Consider the following 19,727-nt stretch of genomic DNA (forward strand, 5'->3'; position numbering starts at 1 on the left):
CCCGGTGGGGGCGGCTCGCAGGCCCGCCGTCCGAGCCGGTGGTCAGGTACCGGACGGCGCGTCGTCCCCGTCCGGGCCCGTATCCGTGTTCTCGCCGAAGTCGATGCCGACGCCTCCGCTGCGGCCTCGGCCCTGATCCTCGCCCTCGCCCTCGTCCGGCAGGTTCAGCTCGCGGGCGAGAGCGGCGTCGGCCCAGCGCAGCATCGCGGTGCGGGAGAGGGAACCGGCGTAGGCGGTCGTCTGGACGGCGAGGCCGTCGAGGAAGGCGGTGAGCCGCCAGGCGGCGGCCGCCGGGTCCGCGCAGCGGAACTCCCCGGCCTCGGCCCCCTCCGCGATCACCCGGGTCAGCGCCGCCTTCCACTCCTGGTCGAGGGAGGCGGAGACCCGGCGCAGTTCGGGGTCGCGCAGAGAGGCCGCCCAGCCCTCGATCCACAGTCGCCAGCCCTTGGCCTGCCCGGTCGGCGCGTACCAGCGCACGGCGGCCCGGAGGCGGCGCACGGCGCTGGAACGGCGCCCGAGGAGCCGGCGCAGATGGGCGAGGTCGCCCTCGGCGGCGTGCGCGAACGCCGCGGCGACCAGTTGCTCCTTGGACGAGAAGTGGTAGAGCACCAGGGCGTTGCTCACCCCGAGCGCCGAGGCCACGTCGGCGATCCGGACGGCCGCGACCCCGCGCGCCTCGATCTGCTCGACGGCGGCCCGCAGCAGCTCCTCCCGCCGCTCGGCCACGCTCAACCGCACTCTCGCCACGCCACGCACCTTACACAGCACGTGACGCGGGCATGATCGTCAGTGACTCCGTGGGGGTGCGGGTTCAGTACCAGCCGTAGCGGTCGGCGATCTGCGGCAGCCGCTCGTCCACCAGCGCGTGCGCTGCGGCGCGCGGGCTCGTGCCGTCCGCCTCAGCCCGGTCGAGGATCCCGTCGACGAGCGTCCGCATGGCCCCGCGCACCTGGGCGAAGGCCTGGTCGGCGTCTGCCTCGATGTCGCCGAAGAGGGTCCACCACCACCAGGCGTTCGTGCACGAGTTCACGACCACGTCGGGCAGCACCGTGACCCCGCGCGCGGCGAGGGCCTCCTCGGCCTCGGGCAGCACCGGCATGTTCGCCGCCTCGGCGATCCAGCGGGCCGTGATCCGTCCCTGGTTCCCGGCGTCGATCGCGTACGAGACGGCCGCCGGGACCAGCACCTCCGCCTCGGCCGCGAGCCAGGCGTCCCCGGGCTCCTCCCGGTCCCCGGGCCGCAGGGCGGAGCGGTCGACCGCTCCGTGGGCGTCCCGGGCGGCGAGCAGCGCCTCGACGTCGAGGCCGTCCGGGTTCACGATCGTGCCCCGGACGTCGGCCACGGCCACCACCCGCAGCCCGGCGCGCGCCAGGAACCGGGCGGTCGCCCCGCCCATCGTGCCGAGCCCCTGCACCGACACCCGTGTCCCGGCGTACCCCCGGTCGGCCCGGTCGAGGGCGGTGAGGACCGACTCGGCGACCCCCAGGCCGCCGACCAGCTCGTCGAGGCCGATGCCGTCGACCTCGATCGCGAAGGCGTCGGCGAGCCGCGCACGGGCCGCCGCCTCGTCGTCCAGGAGCGGGTACACGGCCTGCACGGAGGAGACCAGGCCCGCCTCCGCCACGGCGCGGTCCACCAGGTCCTGGGTGAGTCCCAGGTCCTCCCCGGTGGTCCAGAACCGCTCGACGTACGGGCGCATCGCCCTCAGATAGCGCACGAGGACGCCGTACGCCTCGGGGGAGCGGGGGTCGCAGTCGATGCCGCCCTTGGCGCCGCCCAGCGGCACGTACCGGGCCTTCGGGTCGTAGTGCAGGGCCTCCTTCATGGTCATCCCGCGGGCGAGCCCGGTCACCTCCTCGACCGTGCAGCCCTCCCGCATCCGCAGGCCGCCGCTGGCCACCCCGCGCACCAGTCGGTCGACCACCAGATGGCCCGAGCGACCGGTCACGTGGTCGGTCCAGCCGACGGAAAGCAGGGGGGCGGAGCTCATCGGACATCTCCTCGGGAGGGGCGGGCCGGCCGGGTGCCGGACGGGCCGGGAGGCCGGTGGGACCTGCCGGGCATACTGAATGACGGTTCAGTATGGCGGACCGTCCCGACCGTTCGCGGCGCGGGCCGCCCATAATGGAACGACCCCCAGAGATCAGGAGGTCCTGTGACCGGTACCGGCTCCGACCACTCGCCACGGGCCCGGCTGCGCGCGCTGCGCCCCGAGTCCTTCGGCGCGGACCCCACGGGCGAGCGCCTCGCCCGCATCCACCGCTCGCCGAACTTCGCGGACGGGATCTTCCAGAACCCCGAACCCGCCCGACGCGGCCCCTCGGGCTCCAGCGTCGAGTTCGCCAAGATCTACTTCGACAAGGAAGCCCGCTCGCGCCGCGCCCCCACCGGCACGATCCCGGTCCACCCCACCACGGTCGCCGACCTGGCCAGGCCCCCCGCCACCGGGCTGCGCCTGACCTGGATGGGGCACTCCGGCGTCCTCGCCGAGATCGACGGCCACCGCGTCCTCTTCGACCCGGTCTGGGGCGAGCGCTGCTCCCCCTTCCCCTTCGCCGGTCCCAAGCGGCTCCACCCGGTGCCCGCGCCGCTCGCCGCCCTCGGCCCGGTCGACGTCGTGGTGATCTCGCACGACCACTACGACCACCTCGACCTGCCGACGATCAAGGCACTCGCCACCACCGACACCGTCTTCGCGGTGCCGCTGGGCGTCGGAGCCCACCTGGAGCGCTGGGGAGTGCCCGCCTCCCGGCTGCGCGAGCTGGACTGGAACGAGTCCACCGAGATCGGCGAGCTGCGTCTCACGGCCACCCCGGCCCGGCACTTCTGCGGGCGCGGACTGCGCAACCGGCAGATGACGCTCTGGGCCTCCTGGGTCGTGACGGGCCCCTCCCACCGGATCTTCCACAGCGGGGACACCGGCTACTTCTCCGGATTCAAGGACATCGGCGCGGCCCACGGCCCCTTCGACGCCACCATGATCCAGATCGGTGCCTACTCGGAGTTCTGGACCGACATCCACATGACCCCCGCCGAGGGCATGCGGGCGCATCTGGACCTCCAGGGCGGCGGGGCCGCCGGGGTGATGCTGCCGATCCACTGGGGCACCTTCAACCTCGCCCCGCATCCGTGGGCCGAACCGGGGGAGGGCACCGTCGAGGCCGCAGCCGGAGCCGCCCAGCGGATCGCCCTGCCCATCCCGGGCGAGCCTTTCGAACCGGGGGCCGAACACGTGCCCGACAGCCCCTGGTGGCGGCCGGTCGCCCGTGTCCCCTCCGGTGGCTGGACGGTGCCGGCTCTCACCGACGGTGACGGTTCGCTCACCGGCGTGTCGCGCGGGAAAGCGGACGCAAACGCGGACGCGAACACCAGCGCGGACGCGGGGCGGACCTCCGGCGAGCCCGGCACGGACACCGGCCGGGGTGCGCCCGAGGCGGCACGGACCCCCTGAGGCCGCGAGCGGGCCGGGCGGTCCGCACCTCTCCCCGGATTCCGGTCGGGGACGATTTCCGCAGAGGGCGGAGGCGTGAGAACGCCTCCGCCCTCTTCCGTTCCCGGTGCTCAACGCCCCCTCCGCACCGCGACGTCGAGTTTCGGCCGAAGCTTCTCGGCCTGTCATGACAGGGCCGATACCAGAGCGGGCCGGTCTACGGGTAAGTTTGCCAACTGCGCACCGCACATGAACGGTTGACGACTACAGTGTGTGGTTGGTGATCATCGGTAGGCTCTTCGCACGCACGTCGCACACTCCATGAACCACCCCTTGCAGTACCCCCCGTAGTCCACCCCCGTAGCTCACCCGCAGTACGCCGATTCCTGGGCACGTACGTACCAAGGACACTCATGTCTCAACTTCGCGCACCCGCCTCGCGGTCCGATCGACGCGAGGGCGGGCGGCACGGCCGGTCAGGCGCCCGCCCCGCCCCCGGTACCGGTGGCAACCCCCCGGCGCAGCCCCCCGCGTCGCACACCATGGAAGCCCGCATACGCCCCCAACTGCTCCGTACCTCCGTGCTTCCCGCCGTCGCGGTGGCACTCGGCGGGGCCGCGGCCGTGCTCTTCACCATCCGCTCCACCGGCGCCACCCCGACGCCCGGCCTCTGGGCCGCGCTCACCGGCGCCGCCGCGATCACGGTGGCCTCCGTGACGGCCGCCGCGCTCGGCGCGGACCGGGCCGCCAAGGCGGTTCTCGACCGCTGCAACGCCCTGCGCCGCACCAGCGCCCGCGGCCAGAACGAACTGCATACGATCCTCGAACAGTTGCGCAAGGGTGAGGGTCTTCCGCCCCGCCCCGCGCCGCCCACCGGCGCCGCGTCCGGCGACGAATTCGACCTGCTCTCGCAGGAGCTGACGCGCTCTCACGAGGCCGCCGTGGCAGCCGTCGTGCAGGCGTCCAGGCTCTCCAGCAGCGTCGGCAACGAACAGAAGGTCGAGGTCTTCGTCAACCTCGCCCGGCGCCTGCAGTCCCTGGTCCACCGCGAGATCCAGCTCCTCGACGAGCTGGAGAACGAGGTCGAGGACCCGGAGCTGCTCAAGGGTCTGTTCCACGTCGACCACCTGGCCACCCGTATCCGCCGGCACGCCGAGAACCTCGCCGTGCTCGGTGGCGCGATCTCCCGCCGCCAGTGGTCGAACCCGGTCACCATGACCGAGGTGCTGCGCTCCTCGATCGCCGAGGTCGAGCAGTACCCGCGGGTCAAGCTCGTACCCCCGATCGACGGTACGCTCCGGGGCCATGCCGTGGCCGACGTCATCCACCTCCTCGCCGAACTCGTCGAGAACGCCACGCTGTTCTCCGCGCCGCACACCACGGTGCTGCTCCGCGCGCAGTACGTCACGGCCGGCCTCGCGATCGAGGTCGAGGACCGCGGTCTCGGCATGCCGGTCACCGAGCAGAACAAGATGAACGCCCTGCTCGCCGACCCCGACCAGGTCAACGTCGCGCATCTGCTCCAGGACGGCCGCATCGGACTCTTCGTCGTCTCCGCCCTCGCCCGACGCCACGGCATCGCCGTACGACTCCAGTCCAACATCTACGGCGGCGTCCAGGCCGTCCTCGTGCTCCCGCAGGGCCTCCTCGGAGCCGACCCCGAGGGCCTCGCCCAGCACGAGCGCCAGGCCGCCGCGACCGCCGGCTCCTCCGCGGTCCCGCCGAACCAGGTGCAGATGCAGCCCCAGCCGACGGCGCAGTCGCACGTGCCGTCGCAGCCCGCGCCCGCGGTCGCCGCCCCGGCGACGGCCCCGGCTCCCATGAGGGCGCCGATGCCGGCACCCATGACCGCCCCGGCACCGGCCCACCCCCAGGCGCCCGTGCCCGCGGCCATGACCACGACGGCCACGACCGCACCCGCACCGCACTCCGTACCCTCCCCGGAGCGGACCGCCGTCCGCCACCAGGAGACCCCCGTCCACGAGCCGCTCGGCTACCCCCGTACCACCGAGCGGTCCCACGGCTACGCGGACTCCGGCCGGACGCCTGCGACACCGGTGCAGTCGACCGGAGCGGAACACTCGGGCCCGCCGGCCTCCCTCCTCTCGCCGCTCCCCCAGGCGCCCGAGGCCAACGGCCGGCCCGTGCTCCCCAAGCGCCGGGCTCAGGAGCACATCGTCCCGCAGCTGCGCGACGAGCCGGTGGCCCGCAAGCCCGAGGAGCACGCCCTGCACGACCCCGGCTTGATGGCCGCGTTCCAGCGCGGCATCGGTCTCGCCGAGTCCCAGCCCGCCCCCCATGAATCGCTGCGTCCAGGCGACGCGCACAAGGAGTAGACACCATGGCGAGCAATGTGCCGACCGGCCATTCCTCGGACCTCGACTGGCTGCTGAGCGGACTGGTCCAGCGGGTCCCGTACACCCGCAACGCCGTTCTGCTCTCCTCCGACGGCCTCGTGAAATCCGTCCACGGCCTCGACCCCGACGCCGCCGACCACATGGCGGCCCTCGCCTCCGGCCTGTACTCCCTCGGCCGCAGCGCGGGCGCCCGGTTCGGCGACGGCGGCGAGGTGCGGCAGGTGGTCGTGGAGCTCGACTCCACCCTCCTGTTCGTGTCCACGGCGGGCTCCGGCACCTGCCTGGCGGTGCTGGCCGGCCGCGAGGCGGACGCCGCGGTCCTCGGGTACGAGATGGCGATGCTCGTCAAGAGCGTCCGGCCGTACCTGGTCACCCCCGCCCGGCAGGCAGCCGGAGCGGTGGGCGGCATCGGCCAGTGAACGTGACGACCCCCCAGGAAGGGCCCTGGCTCGACGACGCGGCCGGCCGGCTGATCCGTCCGTACACCGTCAGCGGTGGCAGGACCAAGCCGACCACCGCACTGGACCTGCTGTCCATGGTGATGGCGACCGGATCGTCACCCCAGACCCACATGGGTCCGGAGCACAGCCTGGCCCTCGGGCTGTGCGACGGGCCCACCTCGGTGGCCGAGATCGCGGCGCACTTACGGCTTCCGGCCGTGGTCACCAAGGTCCTGCTCTCCGACCTCGTGGACTGCGGGGCGCTCACCGCCCGCGCTCCCCGGTTCCACGCCAACCCAACCGACCGTTCCTTGCTGGAGGCAGTGCTCGATGGCCTACGACAACGGCTCTGAGCGCCACGACAGTTTCGCGACCGACCCGTTCCCCACCGCGCTCAAGATCCTGGTGGCGGGCGGCTTCGGCGTGGGCAAGACGACGCTCGTGGGCGCGGTCAGCGAGATCGAACCGCTGAGCACCGAAGAACTGCTGACCTCGGTCAGCGCCGCCACCGACAGCCTGGAGGGCGTGGAGTCCAAGACCACGACCACGGTGGCCATGGACTTCGGCCGCATCACGCTCGACGACCGCCATGTCCTCTACCTCTTCGGCACCCCCGGCCAGGAACGCTTCTGGTTCATGTGGGACGAACTCTCCGAGGGTGCGCTCGGGGCGGTCGTCCTGGCCGACACCCGCCGGCTCCAGGAGTGCTTCTCCGCCGTGGACTTCTTCGAGCGGCGGGGCATCCAGTTCGTCGTCGCGGTCAACGAGTTCGACGGTTCCTTCCGCTACGAGCCGGACGAGGTGCGGGCCGCGCTCGACCTCAAGCCGGAGGTGCCGGTCGTCCTCTGCGACGCCCGGATCTCCAGCTCCGGCATCCGCACCCTGCTGACCCTCGTCCAGCATCTGCTCACCACCATCCCGGCCGCCGTGCCGAGCTACGGAGCCACGCCATGACGTACGACCCCACCGGTCACCTCCTGCTGACCCCCATCGACAAGGACGCGCCGGCCCGGGTGCAGCGGCTGCGTGAACTGGGTCTCGGGGAGCGGCCGGAGCCGGCGTTCGACGAGTTCGCCCACCGGCTCGCGGACGTGACCGGGGCCCCGTTCTCGATGGTCAACTTCATCGACGAGAACCGGCAGTTCTTCGCCGGGCTGCACACCCCCGAGGGCACCCACTCGGGCAGCGACCTGGGCGCTGCCGCCGCGGGCGCCGGCGGCGTCGGCCGCTTCATGGCCCGCGACCACGGCTACTGCCCGCACGTCGTCGTGCGCCGCAAGGCACTCGTCCTGGAGGACGTCTGCGACTACCCGCGCTTCGCGGGGAACCCGGTCGTGGACGAGATCGGCATCCGCTCCTACATGGGGGCGCCGCTGATAGACCGCACCGGTGTCGCGCTCGGCACGATCTGCGTGGTCGACACCGACGTCCGGCCGTGGGGGCGCGCCGGGCTCGAGACGATCAAGACGATGGCGGCCGAGCTGATGGAGCAGATCAACCGTCGCGAGGACGGCATGACGGGGACGACGGGGGCTCGCAGGGGTGAGCCCGGACGTCAGGCGTGGACGAGCTCGAGATCCGGTGTGCGGACCAGCTCGGAGAGCCGCTCCGACCAGCTGCCCTTGTCCTGGCCCAGGGCGACCTCGGCCAGCCGCAGCAGCTGGATGTCGGAGGTACCGGCTGGGGCGAAGATGTGGTGCGCGTCACGGAGGTACCGCTCGATGGCGCGGTCCGTGAAGAGTCCGGCGGCGGCGTGGATCTCCATCGCGTTGCGACCGGAGTCGATCGCCGACTCGACGTTCACGAGCTTGGCGTTCATCAGCTCGGTGTCGCAGGAGAGCCCCTGGTCGAGCAGGTGCACGGCGTGGTACGCGGCGAGCCGGGCGGTCATCAGACGGGACTGCATCTGGCCGAGCTTGAGCTTGACCGTGGGGAGGTCGTGGAGCGGCTTGCCGTACCGGATGCGCTCGGAGGCGAAGCGGGTGGTCTCCTCCAGGATCGCCTGGTGGATGCCGAGCGAGACGGCGGTGAGATTGGCCCGTCCGTACAGGACGCTGGAGGAGTACGCGACGGAGAGGCCGTCGCCCTCGTCGCCGAGGCGGTTGCTCGCCGGCACCCGGCAGTTCTCGAAGATCAGCTCGCCGAAGCTGAAGCCGTGGAGGCCCATGGCCTCCTGCTGCGGACCGGTCCTGAACCCCGGGCGATCGGATTCGACCAGGAAGGCGGTGAGCCCCTTCGAACCGGGACCGGTCCTGACCACGACTCCGTGCAGATCGCCCACGTGGCTGTTGCCGACGTAGACCTTGCTGCCGTTGAGGATGTAGTCGTCGCCGTCCCGTACCGCGCTGGCGCTCATGCCGAGGACATGTCCACCGGACTCCGGCTCGGTGACCGCGATGGTCGGCAGGCACTCGCCCGCGGCGATCGCCGGCAGCCAGGTCTTGCGCTGCTCGTCGCTGCCGAAGTGGACGATCTTGGCCGTGCCCAGCTGGGAGGCCTGGACCATGGCGCCCATGGCGCCGCTGACCCGGGACAGTTCCTCGATGATGATGGTTTTGGCCAGGTGGCCGGCGCCCATGCCGCCGTACTCCTGGCTGATAGTCGCCCCCAGCCAGCCCTGCTCGGCGATCAGCCGGGACAGCTCGTGGTGCACGGTACGGGACGCTTCCATTTCCGCTATCCGCGGCCGAACCTCACGCTCCGCGAAGTCGCGGACCGTCTCCCTGAGCCGATGATGCAGGCGACTGCTGAAGTAGCTGTCCATGCGAGTGCCTCTCCCCTGCGAAACGCCTGACCGGTTGTCCGGTCAGGTGGTGCATCGGCAGTGGTCCCGTCCCGAACAGGCCGACCACTTCATGGTGTTGATCTTTCTGGGAGGGATCAATATCGCCACGATATTTGTCCGAAACCCGAGCGGTTGACGATTGATTCGGACTGTGTTTCGTGTGGTCTTGGCCTGCTGGGCCCGATCCGCCAGACATTCCGCTTAGTCGTCTTTCTGCCACATGCCATCGGCAACCAAGCCATGGGCATATGGCCATGAGAGCGCCTCGCTCACCACATGAGCACCTTCATCCCCAAAGAACGGACATTCCGGAAGCCTTCCGCTCCCCCTCCCGCCCGGCCGGTGCGCCCCTCGGCCCCTCCGGACTCCACCTTCGCGCCCCTCCGGAAGGCCCGCGGAGGTGCTCCCCGGTGGATGGTTGCATCACGGAGAGTGAGCGTTCCACTCCTCGTGCGCCCCTCCCCGGGGTGCAGGGAAAGGGTTCGTGACCACCGGGGAAAGTGCGGTATTGTTCTCATGCGCGTCCAGCCGGGGGAAACCCCAGGTCAGACGGGCAACGGGACGTGGCGCAGCTTGGTAGCGCACTTGACTGGGGGTCAAGGGGTCGCAGGTTCAAATCCTGTCGTCCCGACTTTTCGAAGTCGCAGATCTAGGGGCCGTTTCAGAGCAATCTGAAACGGCCCCTCGATCGTTTTTGGGGACCGGTTGGGGACCAACTCGCCTGGACCGCGCCAGCGGGCGACCACGATCGGGCTCGGCAGGGCGCGCGGTGCGCGTAGCACGCCGAGGTGTGCCGGGAGTGCGGCGCCGGTGGCGGTGATCTTGTGCACGCCTCTGGAGGGTGCCGGGGTGACGGCCATTGAACTACCCGAGTTCGCGGACGCCGCACAGGCCCCCCAATCGCCACCTCTCTGACCGTGGCGCCGGAGGTACGGGCCGATGACGCCCCTGGTTCCCGCCCGTGACGGAGTCCGTGCTGCGAGGGTCGCCAGGTGGACGGAGTGGTTGGGTACGTGCATCCAGCCACTCATTCTCCCCGGGCTTCCTCCGCTCGGGGATGAGGCGATGGAGTGGGGGCCTCGCGGTACTCCACCGGCACGTGGCGAGGCGCCTGGCCCGGGAGGGTCGTGACCCCGCGTACGTCATCAACGGTCCGATCGGCCAGAACCTGCGCGCCCTCCGTGGCGAACTGGAGTTCGCACCGAGCCGGATCGGCCTGGCGCCGCCCTGCACCGCCTTGCCGCAGACGCCGACCGCAGTTCGACGCCGCCCTCCATGCACCTTGCCGGCGCTGCGCGGGCGGGTCGCCAGCTGTCGACCGTATGCCGGTGGGCGATCAACGCACCCAGCGCCCCGGCCGACATCAGCCGCCTCGCCGACGCTCCCACCCGCGGGACCGAGGGCGAGTTCGACGAGGACGGCGCCGCTGTCTTCGCCTGCCTGCTCTTCCTCACCGGCCACCCCGAGAGCGCCCAGTTCTGGTGGCAGCTGTCGGCCGGCGCCGGAAACCGGATCGCCGCCCACTGCCTTCACCTGCACCACCTCGCCCTCGGCGAGTTCCGTTCGCTCTCTGAAGTAGGGGCCGGTGAGCGGAGCCGCCGAGATCCTGGTCCTGCTCCTGGGCCTGGCATCGCGCATTCGTCGCGATGCCGGGCCCAGGTCCCAGCGGGCACGGAGTGCGGAGTGGACAAGCGATCAGACCGCGGCCGGGGACGGCTCGCAGGTGTTCGCCAAGTCGATGCGGACCGTCCGGTCGCAGAGCCGTTCCACCTGCGCGGGGTCGTGCGAGACGAGCAGGACCGTCCGGTTGCCGCGCAGAGCCGCCACGGACTCCTCGACCGTGTCGCGGCTCCGCTCGTCCAGGGCGCTCGTCGGCTCGTCGAGGAGGAGGGCCGCCGGTTCGAGGGCCAAGGCCCGGGCCAGGCAGAGCCGTTGGCGCTGCCCGTTGGACAGCGTCTGGGCCGGAGTGTCCAGTCGGCCGGAGACCTCGCTCCACAGGCCCGCCTCGCGCAGTGCCTGCTCGACGCGGTCGTGCATCTCCGTGCGGGACGCCCTCACCAGGTGACGGAGGCCGAACAGGGCGTTGTCCAGGATGCTGCCGCCGAAGACCACGGGTGTCTGCGGCACCAGGACGACTGTGCTGCGCAGATGTGCGTCCCCCTTGCCGTAACGGACCGGACGCCCGAGGACCTCCACCTCGCCCTGACGGCGGAGCCCGTGGGGCAGCAGGTCGACCAGGGCGCGGAGCACGGTGGACTTGCCGGCGCCCGACGGGCCGCACAGGCCGGTGGTGGATCCTGCGGCCAGCTCGAACGTCACTGGTCCGACCAGGCGCTTGGCGCCGTCGAGGATCTGCAGGTCGCGGACCGCGATGACAGTCCCGTCGACCATCTTGTCCGTGGTCGTGGCACCTGTTGTCACGTCGTCCATCGTCGTGCTCCTTCGAAGCGGTTGCGCAGGAGGACCGCCAGGCTGAGCAGGCCCGCGGTGATCAGGACCAGGACGAGGGCGCTGCCCCATGCCTGGGCGATCGCCTCGGGGGCGCCCGAGTCCTGCGACAGGGTGAAGATGTGCGTGGGCAGGGCCTGGACCGGAGCGTTGACGACGCCGGTCGGGAGGGCGGGTGCCCCGAAGAACACCGTGGCGGTGAAGATCAAGGGGGCCGTCTCGCCTGCCGCGCGGGCCAGGCCGAGCAGCAGGCCGGTGAGCGTGGCCGGCCAGGTGTACGGGATGACCACGGAGCGGACGTACTGGGAGCTGGTGAGGCCCAGGGCGAATGCGGCCTCGGTGATCTCCGCCGGCATGCTCCGGATCCGGCCCGCGGTGGTGAGGGCGACCACCGGCACCACCACGGGCACCAGGACCACGGCGCCGGCCAGCCAGGAACGGCCCCAGCCCATGGTCGTGCAGAAGAGGACGTACCCCGCCAGGCCCAGCAGGATGGTCGGCGTCCCGCCGATCGCCACGGTCAGGGTCTCCAGGACGCGGGCGGTCTTCGCGGAGGCACGCGTGCCGATCACGATGCCCGCTCCGTAGCCGAGCGGAAGTGCGATCAGCGCCGTCGTCGCGAGGAGCAGGAGCGTACCGAGGATCTGGTCGCGGATGCCGCCACCTGCCGCGCCCTCGGAAGGCGAGAACCAGAAGACTGGATTGAGTGCCGCGCCGCCGCGGGCCAGCAGGATGCCGAGCATGCCGACGAGCAGGGCCCCCGGCAGCAGCAGGGCCCCGAGACGGACGACGGTGGTGACCCGGTCCTTCGGAGTGCGCAGCCACGCGGAGGACCGACGGGCACGCGGGGCGCGCGCGGTCCGTCCCGTGGAGCCGCGGGTCCCCCATACGGTGGCTACGGCGACCAGGGCCAGCAGGATGACGCCCAGTCCGCACAGTGCTGCGAAGTACGGGCCGGAGGTGCCCGCCAGCATCGGCTCGGGGCCTGCCAGCTTGGTGGTGAGCGTCTGACCGGGGCGTACGAGTGAGGCGAAGATGTCCCCCAGCGATTCCGGCAACCGTCCGTCGGCGCGGCCGATGACCATGAAGACCGCGATGGCCTCACCCAGTGCACGGGCCAGGCCGAGGAGGACGCCGGCGCGCATGCCCGACCGGGCCTGGGGCAGGACGGCGGATCGGACGACCTCGCGGCGGGTCAGGCCGAGGGAGTACGCCGCCTCCCGGTACCGGCCGGGTACGGCGGCCAGTGCGTCCACGCTGACCGCCACGATCGTCGGCGTGATCATCACGGCGAGGACGATGCCGGCGGCGAGGAGGCTGTCGCCGCCGGGCACGTCACCGAGGTCTGCCACGAACGGCCGGATCACCATGATGCCGATCAGGCCGTAGACGATGGAGGGGACCGCTGCCAGGAGTTCGATGCTCAGGCGCAGTGGCTTGGCGAGACGGGGCGGCAGGTACTCGGACAGGGCGATGGCCGCCGCCCAGCCGATCGGGACGGCGAGCACCAGTGCCAGGACGCACACGGCCGCCGAGCCGTAGATCATGGCCAGGCCGCCGAAGGCGAGGGTCCCAGGATTCCAGGTGGACGAGGTGAACAGGGCCGCCCAGTCGACGGTACCGCTCGCGATGCCCGTGACCAGGTAGCCGAGCAGGACGGCCAGGGTGAGCAGTACGGACAGGATGCCGCTGTACGCCCAACCCCAGACCCATCTCGCCCGGCTGCCGCGGCCGCTCCCGGAGGAGGGCCGCGGCAGGGTGGGTCCGGGCGCCTGGGCGGGGCGCTCCAGAGTGAGACCCATGGTCAGAGGCCCATCTGCTCGCGCGTGAGGTAGCCGTGCTTGGGCAGCAGCTTCTGGCCCTCGGGCGAGAGGATGTAGTCGATGTACTGCTTGACGGTGCCCTTCGGCTTGCCGTTGGTGATCATGTACAGCGGACGGGTCATCGGGTACTTGCCGGACGCCACGTTCGCCAGGGTGGGGGCGACGCCCTCCAGAGGCACGGCGACCAGCTCGGGGTGACCGTCGATGAAGCCGGTCGACAGCGGGGCGACGGAACCGCGGGTGGACTTCAGCTTGTTGCGGGTCTCCAGGTTGCCGCCGACGATGGCGTAGTTCGCGGACTTGGGCGGGGCCGGCGGCTCGTCCTTGCCGTAGATGAACTTGTCGAGCACCTCACGGGTGCCGCGGCCGGGCTCCTTGTCGTACACGAAGACCTGGAGGTCGGGGCCGCCGACCTCCTTCCAGTTGGTGATCTTCCCCTCGAACAGGCCCGCCACCTGCGCCTTGGACAGGCCCTTGACCCCGCCGTCGGCCACTTCCTTCGTGATGATGACGCCGACGGCGTCCGCGCCGATCTGCGTGGTGACGAAGTCCGTGTCGGGGTACGCCTTGTGGTCCTTCTCGGACAAGGGCTTGGAACTGAGGGCGATGTTGATCTGGCCGGTCCCGAGCTGGGAGATGCCGCCGGCGGAGCCGCCCTGAGTGGCGACGGTGATGTTCAGGCCCTTGGCCTTCAGTGCCTCGGCGGCGTCGGAGGCGACCGGAGCGACGGTGGTGGAGCCGCTGGCCTGGATGGCGTCCGAGTCGGCCTTCGCGGAGCCGGCGCAGCCGGTCAGGGCGGCTGAGAGGAGGAGAACGGCGGAGGCGGCAGAGGCGCTCTGGCGGACACGCCGTCCGGTGAGGCGCGATGCTCTACTGCGGATTTCTTTGGACATGAAAGACATGGCGGTGCCTTTGCGGTGATGGAAGGGGTGGGAGTCGGGGAAAGCCGTCGGTGGATCGCCGCGGCTAGGGCCCCGTACGGCAAGCAGGTCTGGGGTCGGGACGGAGAAGGGGCGCAGTCGTGCCGACGGCGGCACCCCCGCCGTGGGGACGAGGCGGGCGGACACTGGCGAGCCTGCAGGCGCTCCGCGGGCGCGGCGTGGGACACCGAGGGTGCGGGTGATGGCTGCCGGCGACGCGCAGCCGAGATGTCCTTGCGATCCTTACCGCGTTCCCCGTTGAACTCGCTCAGGACCCTTGGGCTGCCGTAGGACGCTCGCGACCTGAGCGACGATGCTCGGCCCACTCCCCATTGACAGGGCTGAAGCATCAAGGCATCGGTACCCGTTCACCCGCTGACCCCGGGTGCGGACCGCGATGCCGTGGGCGAACGCTACCGCCTCGGAGTCGCCCTGGCGAGATCTTGAGGGGCGAAATCATCGATGATCAGCGATTGAATTTGAGTCACACGCCGGGTCGGCTGGTGAGTTGCCGGAGGTCGGCCACGAATTCCGAAGACGCGTGGGTCGCTGGTCGACACCCCCGCTTCATGCAGCTTCAAGCTGTGTGAACAACCGGATTCAAGGGCGTGACCTCTTTTCGCAACCAGCTACAGACGAGGGCGAATCGGGGCAGCGGTGCTCTGTGGCAACGGGGGGTCGGGGAGATGGGCTTTCAGTCATTCATCGATCTATTGACATACATCGCTCAACGCTGGCAGGGTTCCGGCCGTCGGTCGACAGCGTCGTTACCGACCTGGGCTCTGACCCGGCCCCAACTCGACCCGTCACGCTCCTTGATCACTCCCTGGGGGGAAGTGTGAGTAGTCCCCGTGTTCTGGTTGCCTCCGCGTTCGAAGCGGAGCTCCAGCCCTTGACGTCCGCGTGTGCGGCCGCCGCTCTACAGCAGCATGGCGCCGACGTCGTCGGCTGGGACGCGCACCTGCTTCCCGACGCCATTCCGGAAGGCCCCTTCGACCTCACGCTCGTCTCGGTCCAGCAGTTCGAGGGTCTCGAGCGGGGAATCGCCCTGGCGCGCAGGGTCTCGGAGGCGTACGGCACCACGGTCGTGACCTTCGGCCAGTACGCGCAGATGAACCACCGGGAGTTCCTCGAAGTCGCCGACGGCATCATCATGGAGGAGCCCGAACTCATCAGCGAGGAGCTGGCCCAGCTCGCCGCCGGCACCATCGCGCTCGACGCGGTGCCCGCCCTGATGACCCGCACGGGCATGCGGCCCAAGCCCCCGCGCCGGCGCATCTCGGTCACCAGGCCCGCCCGGGACCTCTTCCCCTCCCTCGTGCACTACCCGGCGCATCACTCGCCGTTCGGCCTGATGGGCAACATCGAGGCGTCCCGCGGCTGCCACCACAAGTGCACCTACTGCTCCGTCTACGGCGCGTACGACGGCGGTGTCGCCGCCTACGACGCCGACAGCGTCCTGGCCGACGCACTGCAGCTGGCGGAGGAGGGCGTCCGGCACTTCTGCTTCATCGACGCCGAGTTCTTCAACTCCCGCACCATCGGCATCGGTGTGGTCGAGCGACTCGTCGAGGCCATCGGCCCCATCACGTTCGAGTTCACCACCCGTGTCGACCACGTCCTCGACTACACCAAGGAACTGGAGAAGCTCGTCTCGCTCGGGCTGCGCCGCGTCACCTGCGCACTCGAGTTCCCCTCCAACCGCATCCTGCGCATCTTCGACAAGCACATCGATGTCGACCACATGCGCGAGGCGGTCGACGAGGCCGAGCGGATCGGCTTCGAGCTCTACCCGACGTTCATCCCGTTCACCCCGTGGATCGAGTACGAGGAGCTCCTCGGCTTCGAGGACTGGCTGGTCGAGACGGGCCTCGCCCGCGTCACCGACCCCACCGCCCTGCAGACCCGACTGCTGCTGTTCAAGGGCTCCCCGCTGCTCTCCTCGCCCTGGATGGAGGACATCGCCACCGTCGACCGCGGCTTCTGGGTGGAGTGGACCCACCCCGACAAGCGCGTCGAGGAGCTCTGGCAGGAGCGCCGCACCGACGCCGAGGACGCGGGCAAGATCCGCTGCTGCGTGAAGTGCTGACCCACCCGCTCACAAGAAAAGGACACTGACATGGGTGGATCACCCCGCGTCGTCATCTCCACCGGCCAGGCCCTCCCGGACATGGACTGGACCGGCGAACTCGACGGCCTCACCGACTCGTGGCCGTACCTCGGACCCACCTGGCTCCGCGCCACGGAGAAGGTACTCCCCGACGTCCAGCCCTGGCACACCCTCGCCCACCGCGCCCGCGGCGAGCTGGCCCTCCTCCCCGGCTACATCCTCACCACCCCGCCCGTCGTCGACCACGAGCCGCGCACCTACCTCGGATGGCAGGCGCCCTCCGGTGAAGAGGTCTGCTGCGGCGCAGAGACCGACGCCGCGCGCAGCGACGAGGTCGACGCCCTGGGAACCGAGCCCTTCTTCCCGACGCTCCTGCTCGGCTCCCCACTGGGCTACCGCACCGAGGTCGCCTACAACTTCTGGACCCCCACCCTGATGGGGTCCATAGTCGACAAGCTCGTGCCCGCCGCGTTCGAGGCAGGCATCCGCTGCATCGTCGCCCCCTGGATCCCCAGCCGGCGCGGCAACGACGCCCTCGTCGACGCGCTCGACGCCGCCGGCGCGTCCACCACCTTCTGGGGCTACGAGGACTTCATGAGCCTCGACGCGCCGAACTGGGAAGGACACCTCGCCGCCCTGCCGCTGAAGAAGCGTCAGCGCATCAAGGGCGACGTCCGCCGCGCCGAGGCCGCCGGCGTGACCATCGAGCGCGTCGACGGCACCGACATCCGGCCTTACGTCGCCCGTATCGCCGAACTCACCTGCCTCAACCGGGAGAAGAACGGGGCCGGCGAGGAGCCCGAGCACATCGTCGGCATCCTCTCCGCGCTCATCGACGAGGGCGCGGATGTCCGCGCCTACCTCGGCTACAAGGACGGCGCGCTCGTCGCCACCTGCGTCACCATCCGCAAGAACCACCGCCTCTTCCCGAAGTGGGCCGGCTTCGACTACGCCGCGATCGGCGAGCGCAGCGGCATCTACTTCGCCCTCGTCCTGGACGCGCCCGTCCGCGACGCCTACGCCGAGGGGCTGCGCACCGTCGAGTTCGGCGCCGGAGCCCACCAGGCGAAGGCCCTTCGCGGCTGCACCCCGCGCGAAGTCCGTACGTCGATGCTGCTCTCCGACCCGGCGCTGCGGCCGCAGGCGAGCGCCTGGCTCGACGCCTTCGGCAACAGCAGGCGCGTCGCGTTCGGCGCCGCGTCCCCCGCCCCGGCCCAGCCCGCGAACCTGCCCCTCCTGGGCGGCTCCGGCGACAGCGGCTGCTGCGGCTGACCCTGCCCGACTCCACGACAAGGACGAGAAGGACCACATGATCACCTTCATCCCCCTGACCGGATTCCTCGGGGCGGGCAAGACCACCACCATGACCGCCGCCGCGCTCGCGCTCCAGGAGCAGGGCCGCAAGGTCGCCGTCATCACCAACGACCAGGGCGTCGAACTGGTCGACACCAAGCTGGTGCGCAGCAAGCTGGACAGCGTCGCCGAAGTCACCGGCGGCTGTTTCTGCTGCAAGTTCGAGGACCTCGTCGAGGCCATCGTCGCGCTGGTCGCCTCCGACAGCGTCGACACCGTGATCGCCGAAGCCGTCGGCAGCTGCACGGACCTCCAGGCCACCGTCGTACGACCGCTGCGCCAGTACTACGGAGACGACATGGTCGTCGCCCCCCTGACCACCGTGGTCGACCCACTGCGTCACCTGGCCTTCGCCCGCGCCGCCGAGCGGGGCGAGCCGGAGTCGGACCTGTCGTACCTCTTCCGCCAGCAGGTCACCGAGGCCGACGTCATCGCCGTGAACAAGCTGGACACCATCAAGGCGGACCGGGCCGAGGAGCTGCTCGCCTCGCTCCGTACGAGCAACCCGAAGGCGACCGTCGTCGGTTACTCGGCCACCACGGGCGCCCACCTGGAGGCGCTTCTCGACGCGTGGCAGGCGCCGGCGACGAACGAGGACGTCGTCCTCGACATCGACTACGACCGCTACGCGGCGGCCGAGGCCCAGCTCGCCTGGATGAACCAGGAGCTCGACCTCACCGCCGCCGGGGAGGGTTTCGACGCGACCGCGTGGGCCCGAAAGGTCCTTCAGGAGCTGTCCGTCTGGGCCGCGGAGCACGACGCCGTGATCGGCCACGCCAAGATCACCGTCGAGATCGCCGACGGCGACTTCGCCAAGCTCAGCCTCACCGAGTCCGGCGCGCAGCCCACCCTCGACCGCGCCGCCGACGCGCACGCGCCGGCCGGCCGGGCCGTCGTCAACGCCCGGGTCGCCTGCGAGCCCGACGCCCTGGACGCGGCCGTCACCGAGGCCGTCAAGGCCGCCGACCTGGCCACCGCCGTCACCTCCTCGGCGACCACCCCGGTGTCGTTCAAGCCCTCCTACCCGCGCCCCGTGCACCGCCTCGCCCCCGCCGGCGCCTGACCGAGAAGGACCACCCGTCATGAGCGACACCACCACCGCCGGCAGCCTGCAGGAAGAGGTCCGGGAGTACTACCGGGCCAAGGCCGCCGAAGCCGAGACGAGCGGCGCCTGCTGCTCGCCCGACCCGCAGACCTTCGGCCCCGCCGCGTACGACGAGATCGGACCCGGCACCGCCCCGGACGCCGCTCTCCTCGCCAGCCTCGGCTGCGGCAACCCGAGCGCCGTCGCCGAACTGCGCGAGGGCGAGACGGTCCTGGACCTCGGCTCGGGCGGCGGCCTGGACGTCATCCTCAGCGCCCGGCGCGTCGGCCCCGACGGCCGCGTCTTCGGCCTGGACTTCCTGGAGGAGATGCTCGCCCTCGCCGCCCGAAACGTCGCCGACGCCGAGATCGACAACGTCGTCCTCCTCAAGGGAACGATCGAGTCCATCCCGCTGCCCGCCGACACCGTCGACGTGATCATCTCCAACTGCGTGATCAACCTGTCGCTGAACAAGCCCGCGGTCTTCGCCGAGATGGCCCGCGTCCTCACCCCCGGCGGCCGCCTCGGCATCAGCGACGTCGTCGCCGAGGACCGGCTCAGCCCCGAGGAGCGGGCCGAACGCGGCGGACACAGCCAGTGCATCGCCGGCGCTCTCTCGGTCGCCGAGTACAAGGAACTCCTCGACGCGGTCGGCCTGAAGGACGCGGAGGTCGTCTTCACCCAGGAGGCGGCCGACGGCCTCCACGCCGCGATCATCCGCGCCCACAAGCCGGTCGACAGCACCGCCGGCGCGCAGGAGTGCGAGCCAGGCGGCACCTGCTGCTGACCACTGACCGTCGTCACGGCCGGGGTGTTCGTGTCCGGAGCCGAAGCTCTGGCCGCGGGCACCCTGGCCACGTTGTGCACCCTCGTGCTCGCCGCGTGCCGATCCCGGCGCGCGCAACGGCCGACAGCTCTTGATTGCACGGCCGGTTCGCCGCTCGCCGCGGCCGGCGCGGCGGCGGTTCTCCTCGTGG

The 19,727-nt window shown here is 71.1% G+C and carries 15 protein-coding genes, 1 tRNA gene and 1 pseudogene; 11 read left to right on the top strand and 6 right to left on the bottom strand.

Annotation, left to right across the window (positions count from 1 at the left end):
- Positions 1-42 precede the first annotated feature (42 nt).
- Both IF00_RS0102570 and IF00_RS0102575 read right to left on the bottom strand, forming a co-directional pair.
- The gene (locus IF00_RS0102570) at positions 43-747 is read right to left on the bottom strand and encodes a TetR/AcrR family transcriptional regulator (RefSeq protein WP_280922603.1); all 705 of its coding nucleotides are present in this window, start codon (positions 745-747) and stop codon (positions 43-45) included.
- A 64-nt stretch (positions 748-811) separates the two neighbouring features.
- The gene (locus tag IF00_RS0102575) at positions 812-1,990 is read right to left on the bottom strand and encodes a Glu/Leu/Phe/Val dehydrogenase dimerization domain-containing protein (protein ID WP_030313735.1); all 1,179 of its coding nucleotides are present in this window, start codon (positions 1,988-1,990) and stop codon (positions 812-814) included.
- Positions 1,991-2,155: 165 nt separating this feature from the next.
- On the opposite strand from IF00_RS0102575, the gene IF00_RS0102580 reads away from it, so the two are divergent.
- From IF00_RS0102580 to IF00_RS43345, 6 genes and pseudogenes are all read left to right on the top strand, one after another.
- A complete protein-coding gene (locus IF00_RS0102580; RefSeq protein ID WP_030313737.1) occupies positions 2,156-3,451 on the top strand; it encodes an MBL fold metallo-hydrolase in 1,296 nt (431 codons plus the stop codon).
- A gap of 392 nt (positions 3,452-3,843) precedes the next feature.
- Positions 3,844-5,766 (top strand): sensor histidine kinase, encoded by a 1,923-nt coding sequence (locus IF00_RS0102585; RefSeq protein ID WP_030313738.1) that lies wholly within the window; start codon positions 3,844-3,846, stop codon positions 5,764-5,766.
- 5 nt (positions 5,767-5,771) lie between these two features.
- On the top strand, positions 5,772-6,206 hold the full coding sequence (locus IF00_RS0102590; RefSeq protein WP_030313740.1) for a roadblock/LC7 domain-containing protein: 435 nt from the start codon (positions 5,772-5,774) through the stop codon (positions 6,204-6,206).
- Positions 6,207-6,208: 2 nt separating this feature from the next.
- Positions 6,209-6,580, top strand: coding sequence for a DUF742 domain-containing protein (locus IF00_RS0102595; RefSeq protein WP_037637413.1), 372 nt, complete (start codon positions 6,209-6,211; stop codon positions 6,578-6,580).
- Complete coding sequence (locus IF00_RS0102600) at positions 6,558-7,181, top strand: GTP-binding protein (protein ID WP_030313744.1); 624 nt, start codon at positions 6,558-6,560, stop codon at positions 7,179-7,181. The genes IF00_RS0102595 and IF00_RS0102600 overlap by 23 nt, the downstream gene beginning before the upstream one ends.
- Positions 7,178-7,744: pseudogene (locus IF00_RS43345) on the top strand (GAF domain-containing protein); the annotation flags it as partial. The gene IF00_RS0102600 and the pseudogene IF00_RS43345, both read left to right, overlap by 4 nt.
- 38 nt (positions 7,745-7,782) lie before the next feature.
- Here the strand turns inward: IF00_RS43345 and IF00_RS0102610 are convergent.
- The gene (locus IF00_RS0102610; protein WP_030313746.1) at positions 7,783-8,991 is read right to left on the bottom strand and encodes an acyl-CoA dehydrogenase family protein; all 1,209 of its coding nucleotides are present in this window, start codon (positions 8,989-8,991) and stop codon (positions 7,783-7,785) included.
- A 578-nt stretch (positions 8,992-9,569) separates the two neighbouring features.
- On the opposite strand from IF00_RS0102610, the gene IF00_RS0102615 reads away from it, so the two are divergent.
- Positions 9,570-9,643, top strand: a tRNA-Pro gene (locus IF00_RS0102615).
- 1,064 nt (positions 9,644-10,707) lie between these two features.
- Here IF00_RS0102615 and IF00_RS0102620 read toward each other — a convergent pair.
- The 3 genes from IF00_RS0102620 to IF00_RS0102630 are packed head-to-tail and all read right to left on the bottom strand — an operon-like array spanning position 10,708 to position 14,176.
- Complete coding sequence (locus tag IF00_RS0102620) at positions 10,708-11,442, bottom strand: ATP-binding cassette domain-containing protein (RefSeq protein ID WP_388308126.1); 735 nt, start codon at positions 11,440-11,442, stop codon at positions 10,708-10,710.
- A complete protein-coding gene (gene pstC, locus IF00_RS0102625) occupies positions 11,430-13,262 on the bottom strand; it encodes a phosphate ABC transporter permease subunit PstC (protein ID WP_078944507.1) in 1,833 nt (610 codons plus the stop codon). Before pstC ends, IF00_RS0102620 begins: the two co-directional genes overlap by 13 nt.
- Positions 13,263-13,264: 2 nt before the next feature.
- Entirely contained in the window at positions 13,265-14,176 is a 912-nt protein-coding gene (locus IF00_RS0102630; RefSeq protein ID WP_030313750.1) for a phosphate ABC transporter substrate-binding protein, read from the bottom strand.
- 865 nt (positions 14,177-15,041) lie between these two features.
- Between IF00_RS0102630 and arsL the strand changes: the two genes are divergently transcribed.
- The 4 genes from arsL to IF00_RS0102650 are packed head-to-tail and all read left to right on the top strand — an operon-like array spanning position 15,042 to position 19,537.
- Positions 15,042-16,292, top strand: coding sequence for an arsinothricin biosynthesis radical SAM protein ArsL (gene arsL, locus IF00_RS0102635; protein ID WP_245234407.1), 1,251 nt, complete (start codon positions 15,042-15,044; stop codon positions 16,290-16,292).
- Between the two features lie 30 nt (positions 16,293-16,322).
- Positions 16,323-17,585, top strand: a complete 1,263-nt coding sequence (locus tag IF00_RS0102640) for a GNAT family N-acetyltransferase (protein WP_030313754.1) — start codon at positions 16,323-16,325, stop codon at positions 17,583-17,585.
- Positions 17,586-17,622: 37 nt separating this feature from the next.
- The gene (locus tag IF00_RS0102645) at positions 17,623-18,729 is read left to right on the top strand and encodes a GTP-binding protein (protein ID WP_030313756.1); all 1,107 of its coding nucleotides are present in this window, start codon (positions 17,623-17,625) and stop codon (positions 18,727-18,729) included.
- Between the two features lie 19 nt (positions 18,730-18,748).
- Positions 18,749-19,537 (top strand): methyltransferase domain-containing protein, encoded by a 789-nt coding sequence (locus IF00_RS0102650; protein WP_037637400.1) that lies wholly within the window; start codon positions 18,749-18,751, stop codon positions 19,535-19,537.
- Positions 19,538-19,727 lie beyond the last annotated feature (190 nt).

It is taken from the genome of Streptomyces flavochromogenes, from assembly GCF_000717595.1.
GTDB classification, from domain to species: domain Bacteria; phylum Actinomycetota; class Actinomycetes; order Streptomycetales; family Streptomycetaceae; genus Streptomyces; species Streptomyces flavochromogenes.